Below are 16,676 nucleotides of genomic sequence, written 5' to 3' on the forward strand. Positions count from 1 at the left end.
AGGTGTGGCCTGGATCGCCGATCGAGATTCCAATAAGCAGATCCAGGCCATTCTCTACCGACCTCAGGGAAACACGGAAGATGAGTCACCCCTCACAGTTCAACCTGCTTCGCACTCGGCGCTTTCTGCCGTTTTTCATCACGCAGTCGCTGGGCGCGTTCAACGATAACGTGTTCAAGCAGTCGCTGATCCTCGCCATTCTGTATCGGCTGACCATCGAAGGTGACCGTTCGATCTGGGTCAACCTGTGTGCGCTGCTGTTTATCCTGCCGTTCTTCCTGTTCTCGGCGCTCGCCGGGCAGTTCGGGGAAAAATTCGCCAAGGACGCGCTGATTCGTCTGATCAAACTCGCGGAAATCGCGATCATGGCCGTAGGATCGATCGGTTTTCTTTTCGATCACCTGTCGCTGATGCTGGTGGCGCTGTTCGCCATGGGCACCCATTCGGCGTTGTTCGGGCCGGTGAAGTATTCGATCCTGCCGCAAGCGCTGCGTGAGGATGAACTGGTCGGCGGCAACGGGCTGGTGGAAATGGGCACGTTCCTGGCGATTCTCGCCGGGACCATCGGCGCCGGGATCATCATGTCCTCGACGCACTACGCGCCGCTGGTTTCGACCGCGATTGTCGGGATTGCGGTGCTGGGATATCTCGCCAGTCGCAGCATTCCGCGCGCGGCGGCGGCCTCGCCGGAAATGCGCCTGAACTGGAACATCTTCAGCCAGTCCTGGGCCACGCTGAAACTCGGTCTGGGCCAGACGCCGGCGGTGTCGCGCTCGATTGTCGGCAACTCGTGGTTCTGGTTTGTCGGGGCGATTTACCTGACGCAGATCCCGGCCTACGCCAAGGAGTGGATGCACGGCGACGAAACCGTGGTGACGCTGATTCTCACCGTGTTTTCGGTGGGCATTGCGCTGGGTTCGATGCTTTGCGAGAAGCTCTCGGGGCGCAAGGTCGAGATCGGCCTGGTGCCATTCGGTTCGTTCGGTCTGACCGTATTTGGCCTGCTGCTGTGGTGGCATTCCGGCGGTATCCCGGAAAGTGTCAGCGGCCACAGCTGGATTGAAGTGCTGGGCTTTGTGCACACCTGGGCGGTGCTGGTGGACATTCTCGGCCTCGGCATTTTTGGCGGCTTCTATATTGTGCCGCTGTACGCCTTGATCCAGTCGCGCACCGCCGAGAACGAGCGGGCGCGGGTGATTGCCGCGAACAACATTCTCAACGCGCTGTTCATGGTGGTCTCGGCGATCGTTTCGATCGTGTTGCTGAGTGTGGTCAAACTGTCGATTCCGCAGCTGTTCCTGGTGGTGTCGCTGCTGAACATCGGCGTCAACGCCTACATCTTCAAGATCGTCCCCGAGTTCAGCATGCGTTTCATGATCTGGCTGCTCAGCCATTCCATGTACCGTGTCGAGCACCGTAATCTCGAAGCGATCCCGGACGAGGGCGCGGCGTTGCTGGTGTGCAACCACGTGTCGTTCGTCGATGCACTGCTGATTGGCGGCGCGGTGCGTCGGCCGATTCGCTTTGTCATGTACTACAAAATCTACAACCTGCCAGTGCTGAACTTTATCTTTCGCACGGCGGGGACGATTCCGATTGCCGGACGCAACGAAGACATCCAGATCTACGAAAAAGCCTTCACCCGGATTGCCCAGTATCTGAAGGACGGTGAGCTGGTGTGCATCTTCCCCGAAGGCAAGTTGACCACCGATGGCGAGATCAACGAGTTCAAGGGCGGCCTGACGCGGATTCTCGAAGAAACCCCGGTGCCGGTGATTCCGCTGGCGTTGCAGGGGTTGTGGGGGAGTTTCTTCAGCCGCGATCCGAACAAGGGGCTGTTCAAGCGATTGTGGTCGCGGGTGACGTTGGTGGCGGGTTCGGCGGTTGAGGTTGACGCGGCGGAACCGGCCAAATTGCAGGGGATGGTGGGGGCGTTGCGCGGGGCCGTCAGATAATCGGTGATAGTGCTGGCCTCATCGCTGGCAAGCCAGCTCCCACAGGTTTTCTGGATTTACACAAGATTTGTGTTCACCGGAGATCACTGTGGGAGCTGGCTTGCCAGCGATGGGGCCAGTGGCTTAAGCGCTGACCTTGAGGCCAATCAACCCGGTAATGATCAACGCGACACTGGCCAGCCGAATCAGCGCCATCGACTCGCCAAACAGAATGATCCCGGCAATCACCGTGCCCACGGCACCGACGCCGGTCCAGATCGCATAAGCCGTACCCAGCGGCAATTCCTTCATCGCCAGTCCCAGCAGGCCAAGGCTGATGGCCATGGCCGCAACGGTCAGTACGGTGGGGAGCGGGCGGGTGAAGCCGTCGGTGTATTTCAGGCCGACGGCCCAGCCGACTTCAAACAGGCCGGCGAAAAACAGAATGATCCAAGACATGAGAGACCTCCATCAATTGACGGGGCCGTCCCCAGATTGATAACTCGATCGAGCCGCAGGGTCGTCCCCGCGTTGCGCAATAGTCTGCCGAGCATTAATCCGGGGATCAAGCTTCCCGGTCAGTTGGCCGGCTGCTGCGCCAGCGCCTCACGGTCTTGTTTCTCGCTCATGCGCCGGAAGTACGTCGAGAGCAGCGCCCCGGAAATGTTGTGCCAGACACTGAACAACGCACTCGGCACCGCCGCCAGCGGCGAGAAGTGCGCACTCGCCAGCGCCGCGCCCAACCCCGAGTTCTGCATGCCGACTTCCAGCGCCAGTGACTTGCGTTGCGCCAGCGGCAACTTGAACAGGCGTCCGGTGAAGTAACCCAGCAAGTAGCCGAAGCTGTTGTGCAGCATCACCACGACCATGATCAGCAGTCCGGATTCGGCAATCTTCGCCTGACTGGCGGCCACCACGGCGGTGACGATGATCACGATGCTGACCACCGACACCAGCGGCAACACATCCACCGCGTGGCGCACCTTGTCGCCGAGCAGGCGTTGCGCGACCACGCCGAGCACGATTGGCAGCAGCACCACTTGCAGGATCGACCAGAACAATTCCATGAACGATACCGGCAACCACGCCGACGCCAGCAGCCAGATCAGCGCCGGGGTCAGCAGCGGGGCGAGGAGGGTGGTGACGGCGGCAATCGCCACCGACAGCGCCAGATCGCCGCGGGCCAACCAGGTCATCACGTTGGAAGAGGTGCCGCTCGGGCAGCAGCCGACCAGAATCACCCCGACCGCGATTTCCGGCGGCAGGTGGAAGATCTGGCAGAGCAACCACGCCACACCGGGCATGATCACGAAATGCGCAACCACGCCCAAAGCCACGCGCCACGGATGGCGGGCAACGGCGGCGAAGTCGTCGAGTTTGAGGGTCAGGCCCATGCCGAACATCACCAGCCCCAGCAGCGGCACGATCGCGCCCTTGAGGCCGAGGAACCACGCCGGTTGCAGGAACGCGATTACGGCGAAAATCAGAACCCAGTAAGCGAAGGTGTTGCCGACAAAGCGGCTGAGTGCAGCCAGTGCGCGCATGGCGTGTTCCTTATTATTAATGAGCACCACAAAACAACTGTAGGAGTGAGCCTGCTCGCGATAGCGGTTGTTCAGTCAACATTGCGTTGAATGTCAGTTCCTCATCGCGAGCAGGCTCACTCCTACATTTTGGACGTTACAGGGGTTTAGATCCCCTGCGGAGTCTCTTCACCGCCCAACGCTTCCACCAGCGCCGGCAGGAAGTCGCCAAAGGTCAGCATCATCAGGGTGAAGCTGGCGTCCAGTTGGCCCAGCGCCTCGTCACCACCGTCCTGTTCCGCCTGATCCTGCAGCAGGTCTTCGAACTTCAGGCGTTTGACGGTCATCTTGTCGTCGAGCATGAACGACAGTTTGTCCTGCCAGGCCAGCGACAACTGGGTGACCACTTTGCCAGTGCTCAGGTGCAACTGGATTTCTTCGCTGGTCAGGTCCTGACGCTTGCAACGCACGATGCCGCCGTCTTCGTGGGTGTCGCGCAGCTCGCATTCGTCCAGAACGAAGAAGTCCGGGGCCGCTTGCTGGGTGGTGACCCACTCGGTCATCACCGCGGTCGGCGCGGTTTTCACGGTCAGCGAACGCACGGGCAGGGTGCCTAGCACTTCACGCATTGTGGAGAGCAGGTCTTCGGCGCGTTTCGGGCTGGCCGAGTTCACCAGAATCAAGCCCTGTTTCGGCGCGATGGCGGCGAAGGTCGACGAACGACGGATAAAGGCGCGCGGCAGGAAGGCCTGGATGATTTCATCCTTGATCTGATCGCGTTCCTTCTTATAGACCTTGCGCATCTGCTCGGCTTCGATCTCTTCGACTTTCTCCTTGACCGCGTCGCGCACGACGCTGCCCGGCAGAATGCGTTCTTCCTTGCGCGCAGCGATCAGCAGGAAGTCACCGCTGACGTGCACCAGTGGCGCATCTTCGCCCTTGCCGAATGGCGCGACGAAACCGTAGGTGGTCAACTCCTGGCTTGCACATGGACGCGCCAGTTTGGTGGCCAGTGCAGTTTCCAGCGCCTCGGCATCGACAGGCAGGTCTTGGGTCAGGCGATAGATCAGCAGGTTTTTGAACCACATGGGGTGAGTCTCTCCTTTATACAAAGGGGGGCATTATTGTCTTCGCCGGGTCATAGGCCAACCCTTCTCTAAGCCTTTGGAAGGCCTGAGAAAATTAATTAAAAAAGTGCTTGCCAGAGGTTGGGTCGCTCCGTAGAATGCGCGCCACACCGAAGCGAAGGGTGATTAGCTCAGCTGGGAGAGCGTCTGCCTTACAAGCAGAATGTCGGCGGTTCGATCCCGTCATCACCCACCATTCGTTTCAAGTGTTTAGCGCAGCGGTAGTTCAGTCGGTTAGAATACCGGCCTGTCACGCCGGGGGTCGCGGGTTCGAGTCCCGTCCGCTGCGCCATATTCGGTAACCTGGACCACTGAACGCCAGGTCACCACGGAAAAACTCGCTGAAGCGGGTTTTTTTCTGTCTCAAGTTTGTACCTTGTTCCATCGGGTTTGTGTCGTTTCACCGGTTTTCGGATTTTTTTGAAAAAAACTTCAATTAAATCAACACATTACGAAAACTTGTGGCATAATGCGCCCCGTAACGAAGCGAAGGGTGATTAGCTCAGCTGGGAGAGCGTCTGCCTTACAAGCAGAATGTCGGCGGTTCGATCCCGTCATCACCCACCATTCGTTTCAAGCGTTTCGCGCAGCGGTAGTTCAGTCGGTTAGAATACCGGCCTGTCACGCCGGGGGTCGCGGGTTCGAGTCCCGTCCGCTGCGCCATATTCGGTCACCTGGACCCACTGAACGCCAGGTCACCACAGAAAGCCCGCCTAGTGCGGGTTTTTTGCTGTCTGCGATTTGATAATTTCTGCAATGCCTCTGTGGTGAGGGGATTTATCCCCGATATCCTGCGCAGCAGGCCCAAAGTCTTCAAGCTGGGGCTGCTTCGCATCCCATCGGGGATAAATCCCCTCACCACAAATCATCTCCTCGTCTCCTCACTGTTCGGCATTGCGGCTGTGCCGATAGTCGCTCACCGCCTCATACACCGCTTTACGCAAGCGGTTGATCCCGCCAATCGGTCGGTGCGCTTCGATGCCAAACCACGGATTGAACGACAGGTTGTCACACGCCAGATTCAAAGCCGGCGTGTCGAAGTCCTGCGCAGGCAGGGTGATCCGCGCGACGGTTTCGAACGCTGAATCCTGCTCGCGCCATTCGATGCTGGTGTCCTCGATCGGCATGTACTTGTTCGCATCCTGACGCTGAATCTGCAGCACAAAACACGCCGGCACCCGATCCGTCGACAGTTGCTGGTTCAAGGCGCTGCGCAGGAAATTCGGCAGGTCGTGGTTTTGCGGGGGCAGGGTATAGGCCGGGCAATTGTCCGGATCCGGCGCAACGCGAAACTTGGCATTGGCCTCGCCAAATTTGTAAGGCGATACCGAAAAGTAGGTGGTCGCGGTCGGGCTGTTCGGGGGTGGCGACAGGGTTGCCAGGGCGATGAACAAATGGCGGATCTGCCAGCTGCGAGGATCCCAACCGGGGAAAAACGCCATGATCTTTTTGCCGTCAGCCTGAGCCGCCACATTCTGACGATACTCGGCGACATCGCTGACAAAGAAATTCGGGTGGCTGAACATCACAAAATCTTGCTCATGGCGCTCTTGACGGTCGCCGAGCAATGGTCTGCCAGGCACATCGAGCAGTTTGATGGCCATGCCCCGGGCGTCGCGGATGCTGTCGAACTGCGGATAGGCGTTGCCATTGGACAGGCGAATCATCGCCTGCCAGGTTTTGCCCGGTTCGCTGAAAATCCCTTGGCGCAGCGCTGGCGTCAGTTCCGGCAGCACCGTAACTTCGGCTTTCACGCAACCATGGGCCTTGGCATGCGCGTCGCGCAGATAGCGCGTGCCTTCGCGGTGTTGATCGACAATGCGTACGGCGGTCTGGATCACCTCCTGGGTCATCGCCGCTTCACCGGCGGGAATCTGTTCCTGCGCCGACACCGGGCCGCGGTGTTGCCAGGCGAACCACGCGGTCGCGATGGCCCAGCCCAACAGGCCGATAATCAGCAATGCCAGCAGGGCGTTGCCTAGCAGGCGCCCCAGCCACAACCAGACGCGGGCGAGCATCGACGGTCTTTTGTACGGGGTGATCATCATGGCAATTGCGCCTCCAGTGGTCCGCCCAGTACTTTCAAGTATTCCAGCAAGGCCCAGCGTTCTTCGGGTTGCAGCAGTCGGCCGATAACCCCATTGCCGCGCTCGCCGGCGCGGAATTCGTGACCGCTGTTGTGGTTGCCGGAGATTCGCGTGTCGAACAGGAAACCATTGGTAAAGGCTTCGGTGCGATAGCCCAGATGGCGGGGGTCGTATTCGAACGATCCTTTATAGAAAGTCGTGGCGCGCTCATCCTCCGGCGACAGCAATTGATAAAGGCTCGGCACCGAACCGTTGTGAAGGAACGGCGCGGTGGCCCAGACACCGGCCAATGGCCTGGCCTTGTAGGCAAGTTTTTCGCGTACGCCGATCGGCAGGCCGAAACCATCGAGTTGCGGTTTCTCCTGCGCGGTGACGCCAGCCTCGCGATAGGCACGGTTTTCGACGAACGCGGTGACATAGGCCAGGCCCTTGGCCACCGATAGCTGATTCAGATCCAGTGGTTCGGTGGGCTTCGGATGCAGTTTCACATCCATCTGCTCCAGCTCCTTCAGATCCCATTGCAGCGGCGTCAGGTCGAAACGGTGGTTGGCAATGTTGGTTGCGGCATTCGGATCGGTGCCGATCACGTCCACCGGCAGCATGTGCAAGTGCTGCACCCAGCGCTCGCCCTCCTGAGTCTGGCGTGGCACGTGGCAACCGGCGCAGTTTTCGGCAAACAGCGCTCGCCCCTTGGCGGCCAGCGGTTTATCGATAGCACCCAGCACATCCTCCGGCCAGGCGGGTGGTTGCAGGCGTTGCAGGGTTTCTTCGATCTTGTGCAGATCACGCACGCGCACACTCGACGCGTAACGTGCATCGCCCTGCAGTGGCTGGCCGTTGCTGTCGAAGAAATTCAACGTGGCGCCGACGCCCAGCGCTTCACCGATGTTGCGCGCCATCGGTTGCTGCGCCGAGCCGTTCCATTGCACCCAATCGAAGGTCCACATGTCCCACAGTTGCGGGTAGTCCACCGGGGCGTCGGCCACGCGGTAGTTGCTGGGGGAGATCGCGTCGCCGAAGGTGGCGTTGGCGATGCGGCCGAAGGCATCGGTGCGTCCCGGGCCTTCCTCGGTCGGGTAGAGGCCGCGATGAGTGTCGTTCCAGGCGACTTTGAGGAAGGTGTTCAGCGACTCCTTGAAGTCCTTGCGCAGTTGCTCGTGGCGCAGGTCGTAGTCGTTGCCCAGCACAGTGCGAGCGAAACGTTCGAACTTCCACGGGTTGTAGTAGGTCGAGGTCAGACTGGCGACCAATGCCTGTCCGAAACTGCCACCGCGCAAGGTAGGAACGCTGGAAGGCAAGACATGTTGCGCCGAACCGCCGTCAATCCGCACGGCCTGGCCGTTGAAGCGCAATTCGCCGGTGTGGCAGGCGGCGCAGGTGATATCGAGAAATTGCTCGGTGCCGCCGGGGTTCTGATGACGGGCAAAGCCGACCGGCAGATTGCCGGGGTTGCTCGACGTGGCTTTCTGCTGTGGATCGACCAGAAAACCGAAGCGTGCGAGGTATTCCGGGGACGCGAAACGCTGCTGCGAGAAGGGCAGTTCCAGCGCCTCGAACCACTCATAGCGCAGGCCTTTGACCTGTGTGCCCTGCGGCGTGAAGTAGTAAGTCTGGCGTTCCTCCTCACTCCACTGCTGCAGGTAATGCACCTGTCGGGCCGGGGTATAGAAGGGCAGTTTCGGGTTGGCGACGTAGTACAGAATCACGGCCAGGACCAAGCCCAGCAGTACCACGATCAAAGTCAGCACACGGAATAAGAGGCGCAAGATAAACATCCTTGTCGAGTTGTTGCGCTGTTATGCCTCAGCTGTTGCAGGTGCGGCAAGTGGCCATTACGTCAACTGTCATAGGAAGTCCCACCAGTCCTTGTCAGCTCCAGATGACAGAAGCTTCATCGTCCCTTGGCCCGAATGCGTTTTAATCCCTGAACTTATCAGACATTTCCTGCTCTCATGCCGGTAGCCATTGGTCGTGGCGGCCTGATAAGCTCGCGGCTTTACTCGATTGCCCTTTCGGCGCATGAACAAGGAAATAGCATGAAACAGCATCGGTTGGCGGCGGCGGTAGCCCTGGTTAGCCTGGTCCTCGCGGGTTGTGATTCGCAGACCAGCGTAGAGCTGAAAACCCCGGCGCAAAAAGCTTCCTACGGTATCGGCCTGAATATGGGCAAGAGCCTTGCTCAGGAAGGCATGGATGATCTGGACTCCAAAGCGGTAGCCCAGGGCATCGAAGATGCCGTCGGCAAGAAAGAACAGAAGCTGAAAGATGAAGAACTGGTTGAAGCCTTCGCCGCACTGCAAAAGCGTGCTGAAGAGCGTATGGCCAAGATGAGCGAAGAGTCGGCAGCCGCTGGCAAGAAATTCCTCGAAGAAAACGGCAAGAAGCCTGGTGTCACCACCACTGCTTCCGGTCTGCAGTACGAAGTGGTCAAGAAAGCCGACGGCCCACAGCCCAAGCCTACCGACGTAGTGACTGTTCACTACACTGGCAAGCTGACCAACGGCACCGTGTTCGACAGTTCGGTTGAACGTGGCAGCCCGATCGATCTGCCGGTCAGCGGCGTGATCCCGGGTTGGGTTGAAGGTCTGCAACTGATGCACGTTGGCGAGAAGTACAAACTGTACATCCCTAGCGATCTGGCTTACGGCGCGCAATCGCCAAGCCCGGCAATCCCGGCCAACTCGGTTCTGGTTTTCGACCTGGAACTGCTGGCCATCAAGGATCCAGCCAAAGAAGACGCTGCCGCCAAGTAATCGGCTGTAGCTTCGAAGACGACGCCTCGCTTATGCGGGGCGTTGTTGCATCTGGACAATGCTGGCGGTAAACAGAGCGAACGGATGGCGCTTACAGCAGTCCTAGAGATTGAGGCCGCCAGCGCTAGACGTCCTGAGCCGCCAAGTCAATGAAATATTGGGGTTTTTTATGTGAGTAAAAAACGCCCGATCTGAGCGCGGCCCTTATAAAACGGGGCTTTCAGCGCTGAAATGCAGCTCTGTTCACAAGGTTATCCACAATTTGTGTGGATAACATTTCAACGGGAGAAATAGATGAAAGCGCCGTGGAATTTCGCCCGATTTCTGCCCCTCGCCGGTCGATTGCTGGCGCGTGGGCGTCTGCCGACCCTGTTGTTCGCCGTGGCGAGCAAAGGAGCGGCGCAAGGCAATCGGCTTGGCAAACTCAAGGATGATCTGCGTTTGCTCCAGGCGTTGTGTCTGGCTTACTGGCGTGGCGAATACCGGACGATCAGCCCGAAAGCCATCGTCTCGGTGGTGGCGGGTCTGATGTACTTCCTCAGCCCGGTGGATGCGATTCCGGATTTCATCCCTGTGTTCGGTATGCTCGATGACATCGCCGTTCTGGCCTGGCTGATGAAAACCCTCGATGATGAGCTCAATGCTTTTCGGCTCTGGCGCAACCGGCAGCAGCCGGAAAAACTCGCGGTGGTCGAGCGCCTGCCCGACACCCCCGAGCAACTTCAGCTTCAGGGCCCGAAAAAGCCTTGATTCATTCCTGCCTGGATACAGATAGATACCCCCCGCGACCTTGGCCGCTGTTAGGATTACACTTCTAGGGAAAAGTGCCGACTCGCTAAGTGTTGTTGTCCTACGGGGTAGTCATGGATATTCAGATAATTGCACGCGATGGCGAACCCGAGTATGCGGTTCTGCCATGGGTCCAGTATCAGGCTCTACTGAAAGCAGCAGGCATCAACGAAACACCGCAACAGCAGGCGCCAACGCCCGCTGTCGCAACGCCGGACCCGATTCTTCCAGGTCTGGATCAACTACGCAGTTTGCGCGAAGGGAAGGGCATCGCCATTGAGGCGCTGGCCCGCACGGTAGGCATCAGCCCGTCTTATCTGGCCATGATTGAAAGTGGCGAGCGTCAGCCTGACGCCGCGATTCGCCGCAGCCTGGCCTGGGAACTGACGGTGCCCGGTTGGAGGGATGAATCGTGAGCGTACGCATCAGTCGTCAACATTGGGACGGATTGCTGGGGGAGCTGGATCAGGCGCGCAGGCAGCGCCATCTGTTGACCTATCGAGCCTTGCTCGAACGTTTGCAACTGCCGACGCCGGCGATGCAGACGCTGACCGCGGCACTTGAGCATCTGGCCGCACTGGATGCCAAGGCCGAGCAGCCATTGCGCAGTTCGCTGGTGATCAGCCAGGGTGCCAGCCGTTTGCCACGTACCGGTTTTTTTGAGTGTGTCGAACGTCTGGGGCGCTTTTCCGGGCCATCCGATGGTGTCGCGGCTGCCTCCTGGCATGCGTCGGAAGTGGTCAGGGTGTTCGAATACGAGTACCCGGAATCGGCGGAGGCCTGAGTGTTCTTGCGACTCAAGGCGTCGGCCAGTTACTGGTTGGCCCGTAGGCTGTTTCACTGGTCGTGGTTTGTCCGCCAGCCCAGAGGCTGGCGCTGGCTCGAAGGGCAGTTTGCGCGCATGGCCAATCTCGGCGATGTCGGCGCGCAAAGCTTTTATGGGCACATTCTGACGTTTCGCGGGGTTGGCCTGGGTGCCCGCGAAGAGGGTGTGCGGCTGTTGCGTCTGGCGGCGCTCGCCGGTGATGGCAAAGCGGCTTATCAGGTCGGCGTGATCAGCTTGGCCGGTACTCCGAGCAAGGCGCCGGATCCGACCGAAGCGGCGCGCTGGTGGACGCTGGCCGCCAAGGCCGGTCACCCGTTGGCCGAGCTCAAACTCAAAGAGTTGAGCGCTCGGGATTAAACCCGGTAATCATTTTGTATCGCTCGATAAACGTGGCGTGAGGGAAACCTCACGCCACGTTTGCGTTTATCGCCATACGTTTTGTAGTAATTGGTCTTTTGCAGATTAGTCCTACAGTAAACGCCTACTCGCCTGACTTCTTTCCTGATTGATCCCCCGCAAAGTCCCCGCGCCTAATTTTTGCGCGAGGGAACGCTCATGTTTGACCCGGTTTTTCATTCCACCCCGCATCGTCGCGTGCGCTGATGGAAGCCGTCAGCCGTATCGAGCAGGAACTCGACAGCTTCCCTGACACCCTCAACCTCTATCGCCAGCAGCTTGAACATTGGTTCAGCAAGGCGGCCGACCAAGTCAGCCACGCGGCGGATCTGCCGTCGCTGATGGGCATGGAGCGGGTCATCCGCTTCGGCGATCGCCTCACCGCGGTCAGCACGGGCGACAGTGAGTTTTCCTCCAGCGTCGTGCAGTGCCCGAAAAGCGGGGTACTGGCGATCGAGAGCAAATTCGAGTCGGTGTACGACATTCCACTGGGCGACATCGTGGTGGATGTGGTGGCGGTGGATGATGGCCAAACCTCCCCCGTCGCACTTGATGCGCAAGGCCGGGGAACATTCACCGGTACGCCAGGCAAGTTCTATCGCGTGCAGGTGCACAGCGACGTTACCCCGGAGCAGATCGAGGCGCTGTTCCAGTCCTACGACGGCTTGACTGGCGAGCTGGATGGCTGGCTGCGCAGCGAGTGGCAGGAGTTCAAGCCGCAGTGGTCGCAGTCGGTGGCGACGGCGGCGGGTAACGGCATGCTCGCCGGGAGTTGGGCGGCGATCGAGGGGGTGTGGGACAGCATCGGCATGCTGTCGGAGATTCTGCGGGACCCCGGCAAGTTTGCTGAGCGATTGGGGCGTGGTGCGGAGGATCTGATCGAGCTGGCGAAAACCGCTCCGGATGTCATGCAGAAGCTGCAGTTGCTGGTCAGCGATGAGGCGGCGCTGTGTTTGCTGCTGCGCAGTGCGAGTCTCTGGCTGGAGATGCTGCCACCCAGCCAGATCGCCGGCAAAACCGCTGAAACGGCGTCGATGATGATCGTGCAGGTGCTGATCGATGTGCTGATTGGCGTTGTGTTGACATTCGTCGGGGCCGGCGCCGGGATCGCTTATCTCACCCTGCGTCTGGCGGATCGCGCCGCCCAGTTGCTCGCGGTTGTGAAACGCCTGGTCAGGGCGATGTTCGGCATCGTCAACACGTTCATCCATTACGTCGACCAGTACAAAACTGTCGCCGCGCGGGGCATTGCCGCCGGGGTGAAAAAGGGCCGCATGCAACTGCGCTGGGATGCGAAACGCAATGCCGCCCTGAAGAAAAACGAGCCTCACGATAACGCTCCCGATCAAGCGAAAAACCCCAACGGCGACAGCGCCGATTGCGCACCGCTGACCTGCACCAACGGCTGTCCGGTGTCGATGGTCACCGGTGAAGAATTGCTGACCCTGACCGACGGCACGCTCGATGGGGTGTTGCCGTTCGAATTCACCCGGCTGTACCGCACCAGCGCGGTGGAGATCGATGTCGGGCTGGGGTTTGGCTGGAGTCATTCGCTGGCGCATCGGCTGGAGTTCGATGGCGAGGTGGTGATCTGGGTCGATCACGAAAACCGCCGCACGCGGTTTCCGTTGCCCAGCGTTGAACGGCCGGCGATTCACAACAGCCTGTCGCGGGCGGCGATTTTTCTCGGCGATGAGCCGGAGGAACTGATCCTCGCGTTGGCGGGGGATGCGGCGCGGTTTTATCACTTTCGCGCCGGGCGGTTGGTGGCGGTCAGTGATGCGTATGGCAATCGTCTGACGGTGCATCGCGATTTTTCCGAGCGTGTGCAGCGTCTGGATAACGGCGCAGGCCGGTCGCTGCTGTTGCGCTACGACCGGGCGCATCTGGTGGCGGTTGATTACCAGGTGTTCGAGGCTGATGGCTGGCGCACCGAGCAAACGCTGGTCAGTTATTGCTACGACGCCCGTCAGCGGTTGTTGGCCGCGACCAACGCCGTCGGTGACAGCGAACGTTACGACTACGACGACCAGCACGTCATCCTGCAGCGGCAACTGACCGGCGGCGCGAGCTTTTTCTGGGAGTGGCAGCGCTCGGGCAAGGCGGCGCGTTGCGTGCGCCATTGGGCCTCGTTCGCGCAGATGAACACGCGGTATGTCTGGGACGACGACGGTCGTGTCACGGTGCATTACGTCGATGGCACCGAAGAAACCTACGTCCACGATGACAGCGCACGGCTGGTGCGCAAGGTCGAGGCCGATGGTGGTGAGCACCTCAAGGCTTATGACGACGCGGGGCGGCTGATCGCCGAGCAGGATCCGCTGGGCGCGGTCACCGAATACCGCTACGACGACGTCGGACGTTTGGTGGCGCTGATTCCGCCGGACGACGAGCCAACGTCCTACGAGTACCGCAACGGTTTCCTGCACAGCCGGTCTCGCGGCGAGGCAGTGTGGACATTTCGGCGCAACGCCGAGGGCGATGTCACCGAGGCGGTCGATCCTGACGGTCAGGTCACTCATTACTACTACGACACGCGTGGGCAGTTGCTGTCGATCCGCTATCCGGACAGCAGCCGGCACAAGTTGTCGTGGAACGACCTCGGCCAACTGACTGAAGAGACCCTGCCCGACGGTGGTGTGCGGCGCTTTTCCTACGACGCGCTGGGGCGACGGACCACCACTTGCGACGAACACGGCGCGATCACCCACCAGCAGTGGGACGCTGTTGGCCGACTGGTCCAAACGACTTTGCCTACAGGCGCCACTCGCGCCTACAGCTACGGCGCCTACGGCCAGGTCACTGCCGAGCGCGACGAGCTCGGGCACATCACCCGCTACGAGTATGACGACGACCTGCACCTCGTCTCGCGCAAGATCAATCCCGACGGCACCCGGGTGCAGTACCGCTACGACCATGCGCAGTTGTTGCTCACGGAAATCGAGAACGAGTCCGGGGAAAAGTACTGCCTGGACTACACGCCCACCGGATTGATCCGACAGGAAACCGGCTTCGACGGCCGGCGCACCGCGTACGCCTACGACCGCAACGGGCACCTGCTGGAGAAGACCGAGTTCGGCGATGACGGCTCGACGCTGGTCACGGCCTACGCGCGTGATGCGGCCGGGCGTCTGCTGCTCAAGACCCTGCCGGACGGGGTGGAGGTGGCTTACACCTACGACCGACTGGGCCGTTTGACCGGGGTCGATGACGGTCAAAAGCATCCGCTGGCCTTTGAATACGACCGACAAGACCGGCTGATCACCGAGCATCAGGGCTGGGGCACCTTGCGTTATGCCTATGACGCCTGCGGCCAGCTCAAACGCCAGCGTCTGCCGGACAACAGCAAGCTCGATTACCACTACGCCAAGGGCGGCGCGCTGACCGCGATCGACCTCAATGGCGCGCGGCTGAGCAGCCACGTCTACCAATCCGGTCGCGAACAACAACGGCAACAAGGCCTGCTGCGCAGCGACTATGCCTACGACGAGCAGGGCCGTTTGCTGGCCCACGCTGTAGGCCATCAGCACGACTCGCTGTATCGCCGCGATTATGCCTACAGCGCCAACGGCAACCTCGAGCATATTGCCGACAGCCGCCACGGCCAGCGCACCTATGGCTATGACGCCCTCGACCGCTTGATCCGCGTGCGTCACTCGCGCGACGAACTGCCGGAATCCTTCGCCCACGATCCGGCCGGCAACCTGCTGATGCAGGACCGCCCCGGCCCCACGCGGATCAAGGGCAACCGCCTGCTGATGCAAGGCGATCGGCACTACGACTACGACGCCTTCGGCAACCTGATCCGCGAACGTCGTGGCCGCGATCAGCAACTCGTCACCGAATACCGCTACGACTGCCAGCACCGCCTGATCGGCCTGACCCGCGCCGACGGCCAGACCGCGACCTACCAATACGACGCCTTCGGCCGCCGCATCCGCAAAACCGTCGACGGCATCAGCACCGAGTTCTTCTGGCAAGGCGACCACCTCGTCGCCGAAAGCAGCCCGACGCACCACCGCAGCTACGTCTACGAACCCGGCACCTTCCGCCCCCTGGCGCTGCTCGACGGCAAAGGCCCGAAAAAGGCCTGCCCGTTCTACTACCAACTCGACCACCTCGGCACCCCGCAGGAACTGACCGACTACAGCGGCGAAATCGTCTGGTCGGCGCAATACGACGCCTACGGAAAAGTCGCCGCCATCACCCTCGCCGGCGAGGACTACCTGGACCAGCCGCTGCGCTTTCAGGGGCAGTATTTCGATGCGGAAAGTGGGCTGCATTACAACCGGCATCGGTATTACGACCCGCGATTGGGGCGGTATCTGACGCCGGATCCGATCAAGTTGGCGGGTGGACTCAACCAGTACCAGTACACGCCGAATCCGACGGGGTGGGTGGATCCGTTGGGGTTGGCTTGCAATCCGTGTCCGGGGGCAATACAAGCTGATGGGCCTTACAGCGAGATTGTGCCAGGTGGCGGCTTGGCTACGCATGAGGCTCAGGGCGGACACCTAATAATCAAACATATTGGTAGAACGGATGCGCAGTTAGCCCAAAGATTAATGGCGGAGCCACATATTCCAGCAGCTTCTACATTTTCCGATCGCGCCGGAGCAGAGGCCGCTGTTTCAGAGGCTTTGAGGGTGAATACGCAAAAGGTGCAGGATTTTTTAAATAGCAAAAAAGGAAAGACTACTATCACCCATCATCTCAACCAGCCAGTAGGAGTGAGTTTACTCAATGGTGCCACACATCCTCAGTCGGCACTAAAGCTCCTGCTAGTTCTGAAAAAAGCCCCTACACTTCCTTTGGGATATTTTTTGCTGACCGGATTTCCAGAGCTATGAATCACGAACTCCCAGAGCTTCACGACTTTTTTGGGGCCTACTTTCATCAAGACTGGCTAATAGAGTACGACACCCCCGATGAAATTATTGCTGACTTCTTACAAACTTCCGATCCGGAAATAATACTTTCTGTCTGTAAAGAGCTGCAATTCTTGCTGAGTCAAAATAAAGATGAGTTGGCGTTAAGGGACTACTTGTTAAGAAAACTCAGTTGCTACTACTGCTATTGGAATGAGTGGGCTTCCGGCCAAGAATGGTTAAATTACGTGCTAGCTGTGCTGCAAAATGGAAAAAAATTAGAGTGAAGTGCTCTTGTAATAATTTCTGAAGTTGTATCTAGACAATTTTTGCAGGTTTGGAAAATGGTTGTGTTGTCTTTTCAAGAAAGTTA

The 16,676-nt window shown here is 59.6% G+C and carries 13 protein-coding genes and 4 tRNA genes; 12 read left to right on the forward strand and 5 right to left on the reverse strand.

Features of this window, described 5'->3' with window-relative positions:
- Positions 1–80 precede the first annotated feature (80 nt).
- Positions 81–1,955 carry an MFS transporter gene (locus ABV589_RS23560; protein ID WP_367083911.1) on the forward strand — a complete coding sequence of 625 codons (1,875 nt, stop codon included), beginning with the start codon at positions 81–83 and terminating at the stop codon, positions 1,953–1,955.
- Between the two features lie 123 nt (positions 1,956–2,078).
- Here ABV589_RS23560 and sugE read toward each other — a convergent pair whose 3' ends face one another.
- The 3 genes from sugE to rdgC form a co-directional block, all read right to left on the reverse strand.
- On the reverse strand, positions 2,079–2,393 hold the full coding sequence (gene sugE, locus ABV589_RS23565; protein ID WP_003223093.1) for a quaternary ammonium compound efflux SMR transporter SugE: 315 nt from the start codon (positions 2,391–2,393) through the stop codon (positions 2,079–2,081).
- A 119-nt stretch (positions 2,394–2,512) separates the two neighbouring features.
- Complete coding sequence (locus ABV589_RS23570) at positions 2,513–3,478, reverse strand: bile acid:sodium symporter family protein (RefSeq protein WP_367083912.1); 966 nt, start codon at positions 3,476–3,478, stop codon at positions 2,513–2,515.
- A 146-nt stretch (positions 3,479–3,624) separates the two neighbouring features.
- Positions 3,625–4,545 carry a recombination-associated protein RdgC gene (rdgC, locus tag ABV589_RS23575; protein ID WP_367083913.1) on the reverse strand — a complete coding sequence of 307 codons (921 nt, stop codon included), beginning with the start codon at positions 4,543–4,545 and terminating at the stop codon, positions 3,625–3,627.
- A 159-nt stretch (positions 4,546–4,704) separates the two neighbouring features.
- Between rdgC and ABV589_RS23580 the strand changes: the two genes are divergently transcribed.
- The 4 genes from ABV589_RS23580 (at position 4,705) to ABV589_RS23595 (ending at position 5,247) form a co-directional block, all read left to right on the forward strand.
- A tRNA-Val gene (locus ABV589_RS23580) sits at positions 4,705–4,780 on the forward strand.
- Positions 4,781–4,799: 19 nt separating this feature from the next.
- Positions 4,800–4,876 (forward strand) — tRNA-Asp (locus ABV589_RS23585).
- A gap of 199 nt (positions 4,877–5,075) precedes the next feature.
- Positions 5,076–5,151 (forward strand) — tRNA-Val (locus ABV589_RS23590).
- Positions 5,152–5,170: 19 nt separating this feature from the next.
- Positions 5,171–5,247 (forward strand) — tRNA-Asp (locus ABV589_RS23595).
- A gap of 218 nt (positions 5,248–5,465) precedes the next feature.
- Here ABV589_RS23595 and ABV589_RS23600 read toward each other — a convergent pair.
- Positions 5,466–6,602: a catalase family protein gene (locus ABV589_RS23600; protein WP_367086225.1), complete on the reverse strand. Its 1,137-nt coding sequence runs from the start codon at positions 6,600–6,602 to the stop codon at positions 5,466–5,468.
- Positions 6,603–6,628: 26 nt separating this feature from the next.
- Entirely contained in the window at positions 6,629–8,437 is a 1,809-nt protein-coding gene (locus tag ABV589_RS23605) for a di-heme-cytochrome C peroxidase (RefSeq protein ID WP_367083914.1), read from the reverse strand.
- Positions 8,438–8,707: 270 nt separating this feature from the next.
- Between ABV589_RS23605 and ABV589_RS23610 the strand changes: the two genes are divergently transcribed.
- The 7 genes from ABV589_RS23610 to ABV589_RS23640 all read left to right on the forward strand — a co-directional run bounded on the left by ABV589_RS23610 (position 8,708) and on the right by ABV589_RS23640 (position 16,590).
- Complete coding sequence (locus tag ABV589_RS23610; RefSeq protein WP_007966725.1) at positions 8,708–9,424, forward strand: FKBP-type peptidyl-prolyl cis-trans isomerase; 717 nt, start codon at positions 8,708–8,710, stop codon at positions 9,422–9,424.
- 294 nt (positions 9,425–9,718) lie between these two features.
- On the forward strand, positions 9,719–10,174 hold the full coding sequence (locus tag ABV589_RS23615; RefSeq protein WP_007966726.1) for a YkvA family protein: 456 nt from the start codon (positions 9,719–9,721) through the stop codon (positions 10,172–10,174).
- A gap of 113 nt (positions 10,175–10,287) precedes the next feature.
- Positions 10,288–10,629 (forward strand): helix-turn-helix transcriptional regulator, encoded by a 342-nt coding sequence (locus tag ABV589_RS23620; RefSeq protein ID WP_007966727.1) that lies wholly within the window; start codon positions 10,288–10,290, stop codon positions 10,627–10,629.
- Positions 10,626–10,997, forward strand: a complete 372-nt coding sequence (locus ABV589_RS23625) for a hypothetical protein (protein ID WP_003223109.1) — start codon at positions 10,626–10,628, stop codon at positions 10,995–10,997. The genes ABV589_RS23620 and ABV589_RS23625 overlap by 4 nt, the downstream gene beginning before the upstream one ends.
- Entirely contained in the window at positions 10,998–11,396 is a 399-nt protein-coding gene (locus tag ABV589_RS23630) for an SEL1-like repeat protein (RefSeq protein ID WP_027613365.1), read from the forward strand. It abuts the gene before it with no gap.
- A 245-nt stretch (positions 11,397–11,641) separates the two neighbouring features.
- Positions 11,642–16,285, forward strand: coding sequence for an RHS repeat protein (locus ABV589_RS23635; RefSeq protein ID WP_367083915.1), 4,644 nt, complete (start codon positions 11,642–11,644; stop codon positions 16,283–16,285).
- Positions 16,282–16,590 carry a contact-dependent growth inhibition system immunity protein gene (locus ABV589_RS23640; protein ID WP_367083916.1) on the forward strand — a complete coding sequence of 103 codons (309 nt, stop codon included), beginning with the start codon at positions 16,282–16,284 and terminating at the stop codon, positions 16,588–16,590. Before ABV589_RS23635 ends, ABV589_RS23640 begins: the two co-directional genes overlap by 4 nt.
- Positions 16,591–16,676: the final 86 nt, after the last annotated feature.

It is taken from the genome of Pseudomonas sp. HOU2, from assembly GCF_040729435.1.
Taxonomy (GTDB): domain Bacteria; phylum Pseudomonadota; class Gammaproteobacteria; order Pseudomonadales; family Pseudomonadaceae; genus Aquipseudomonas.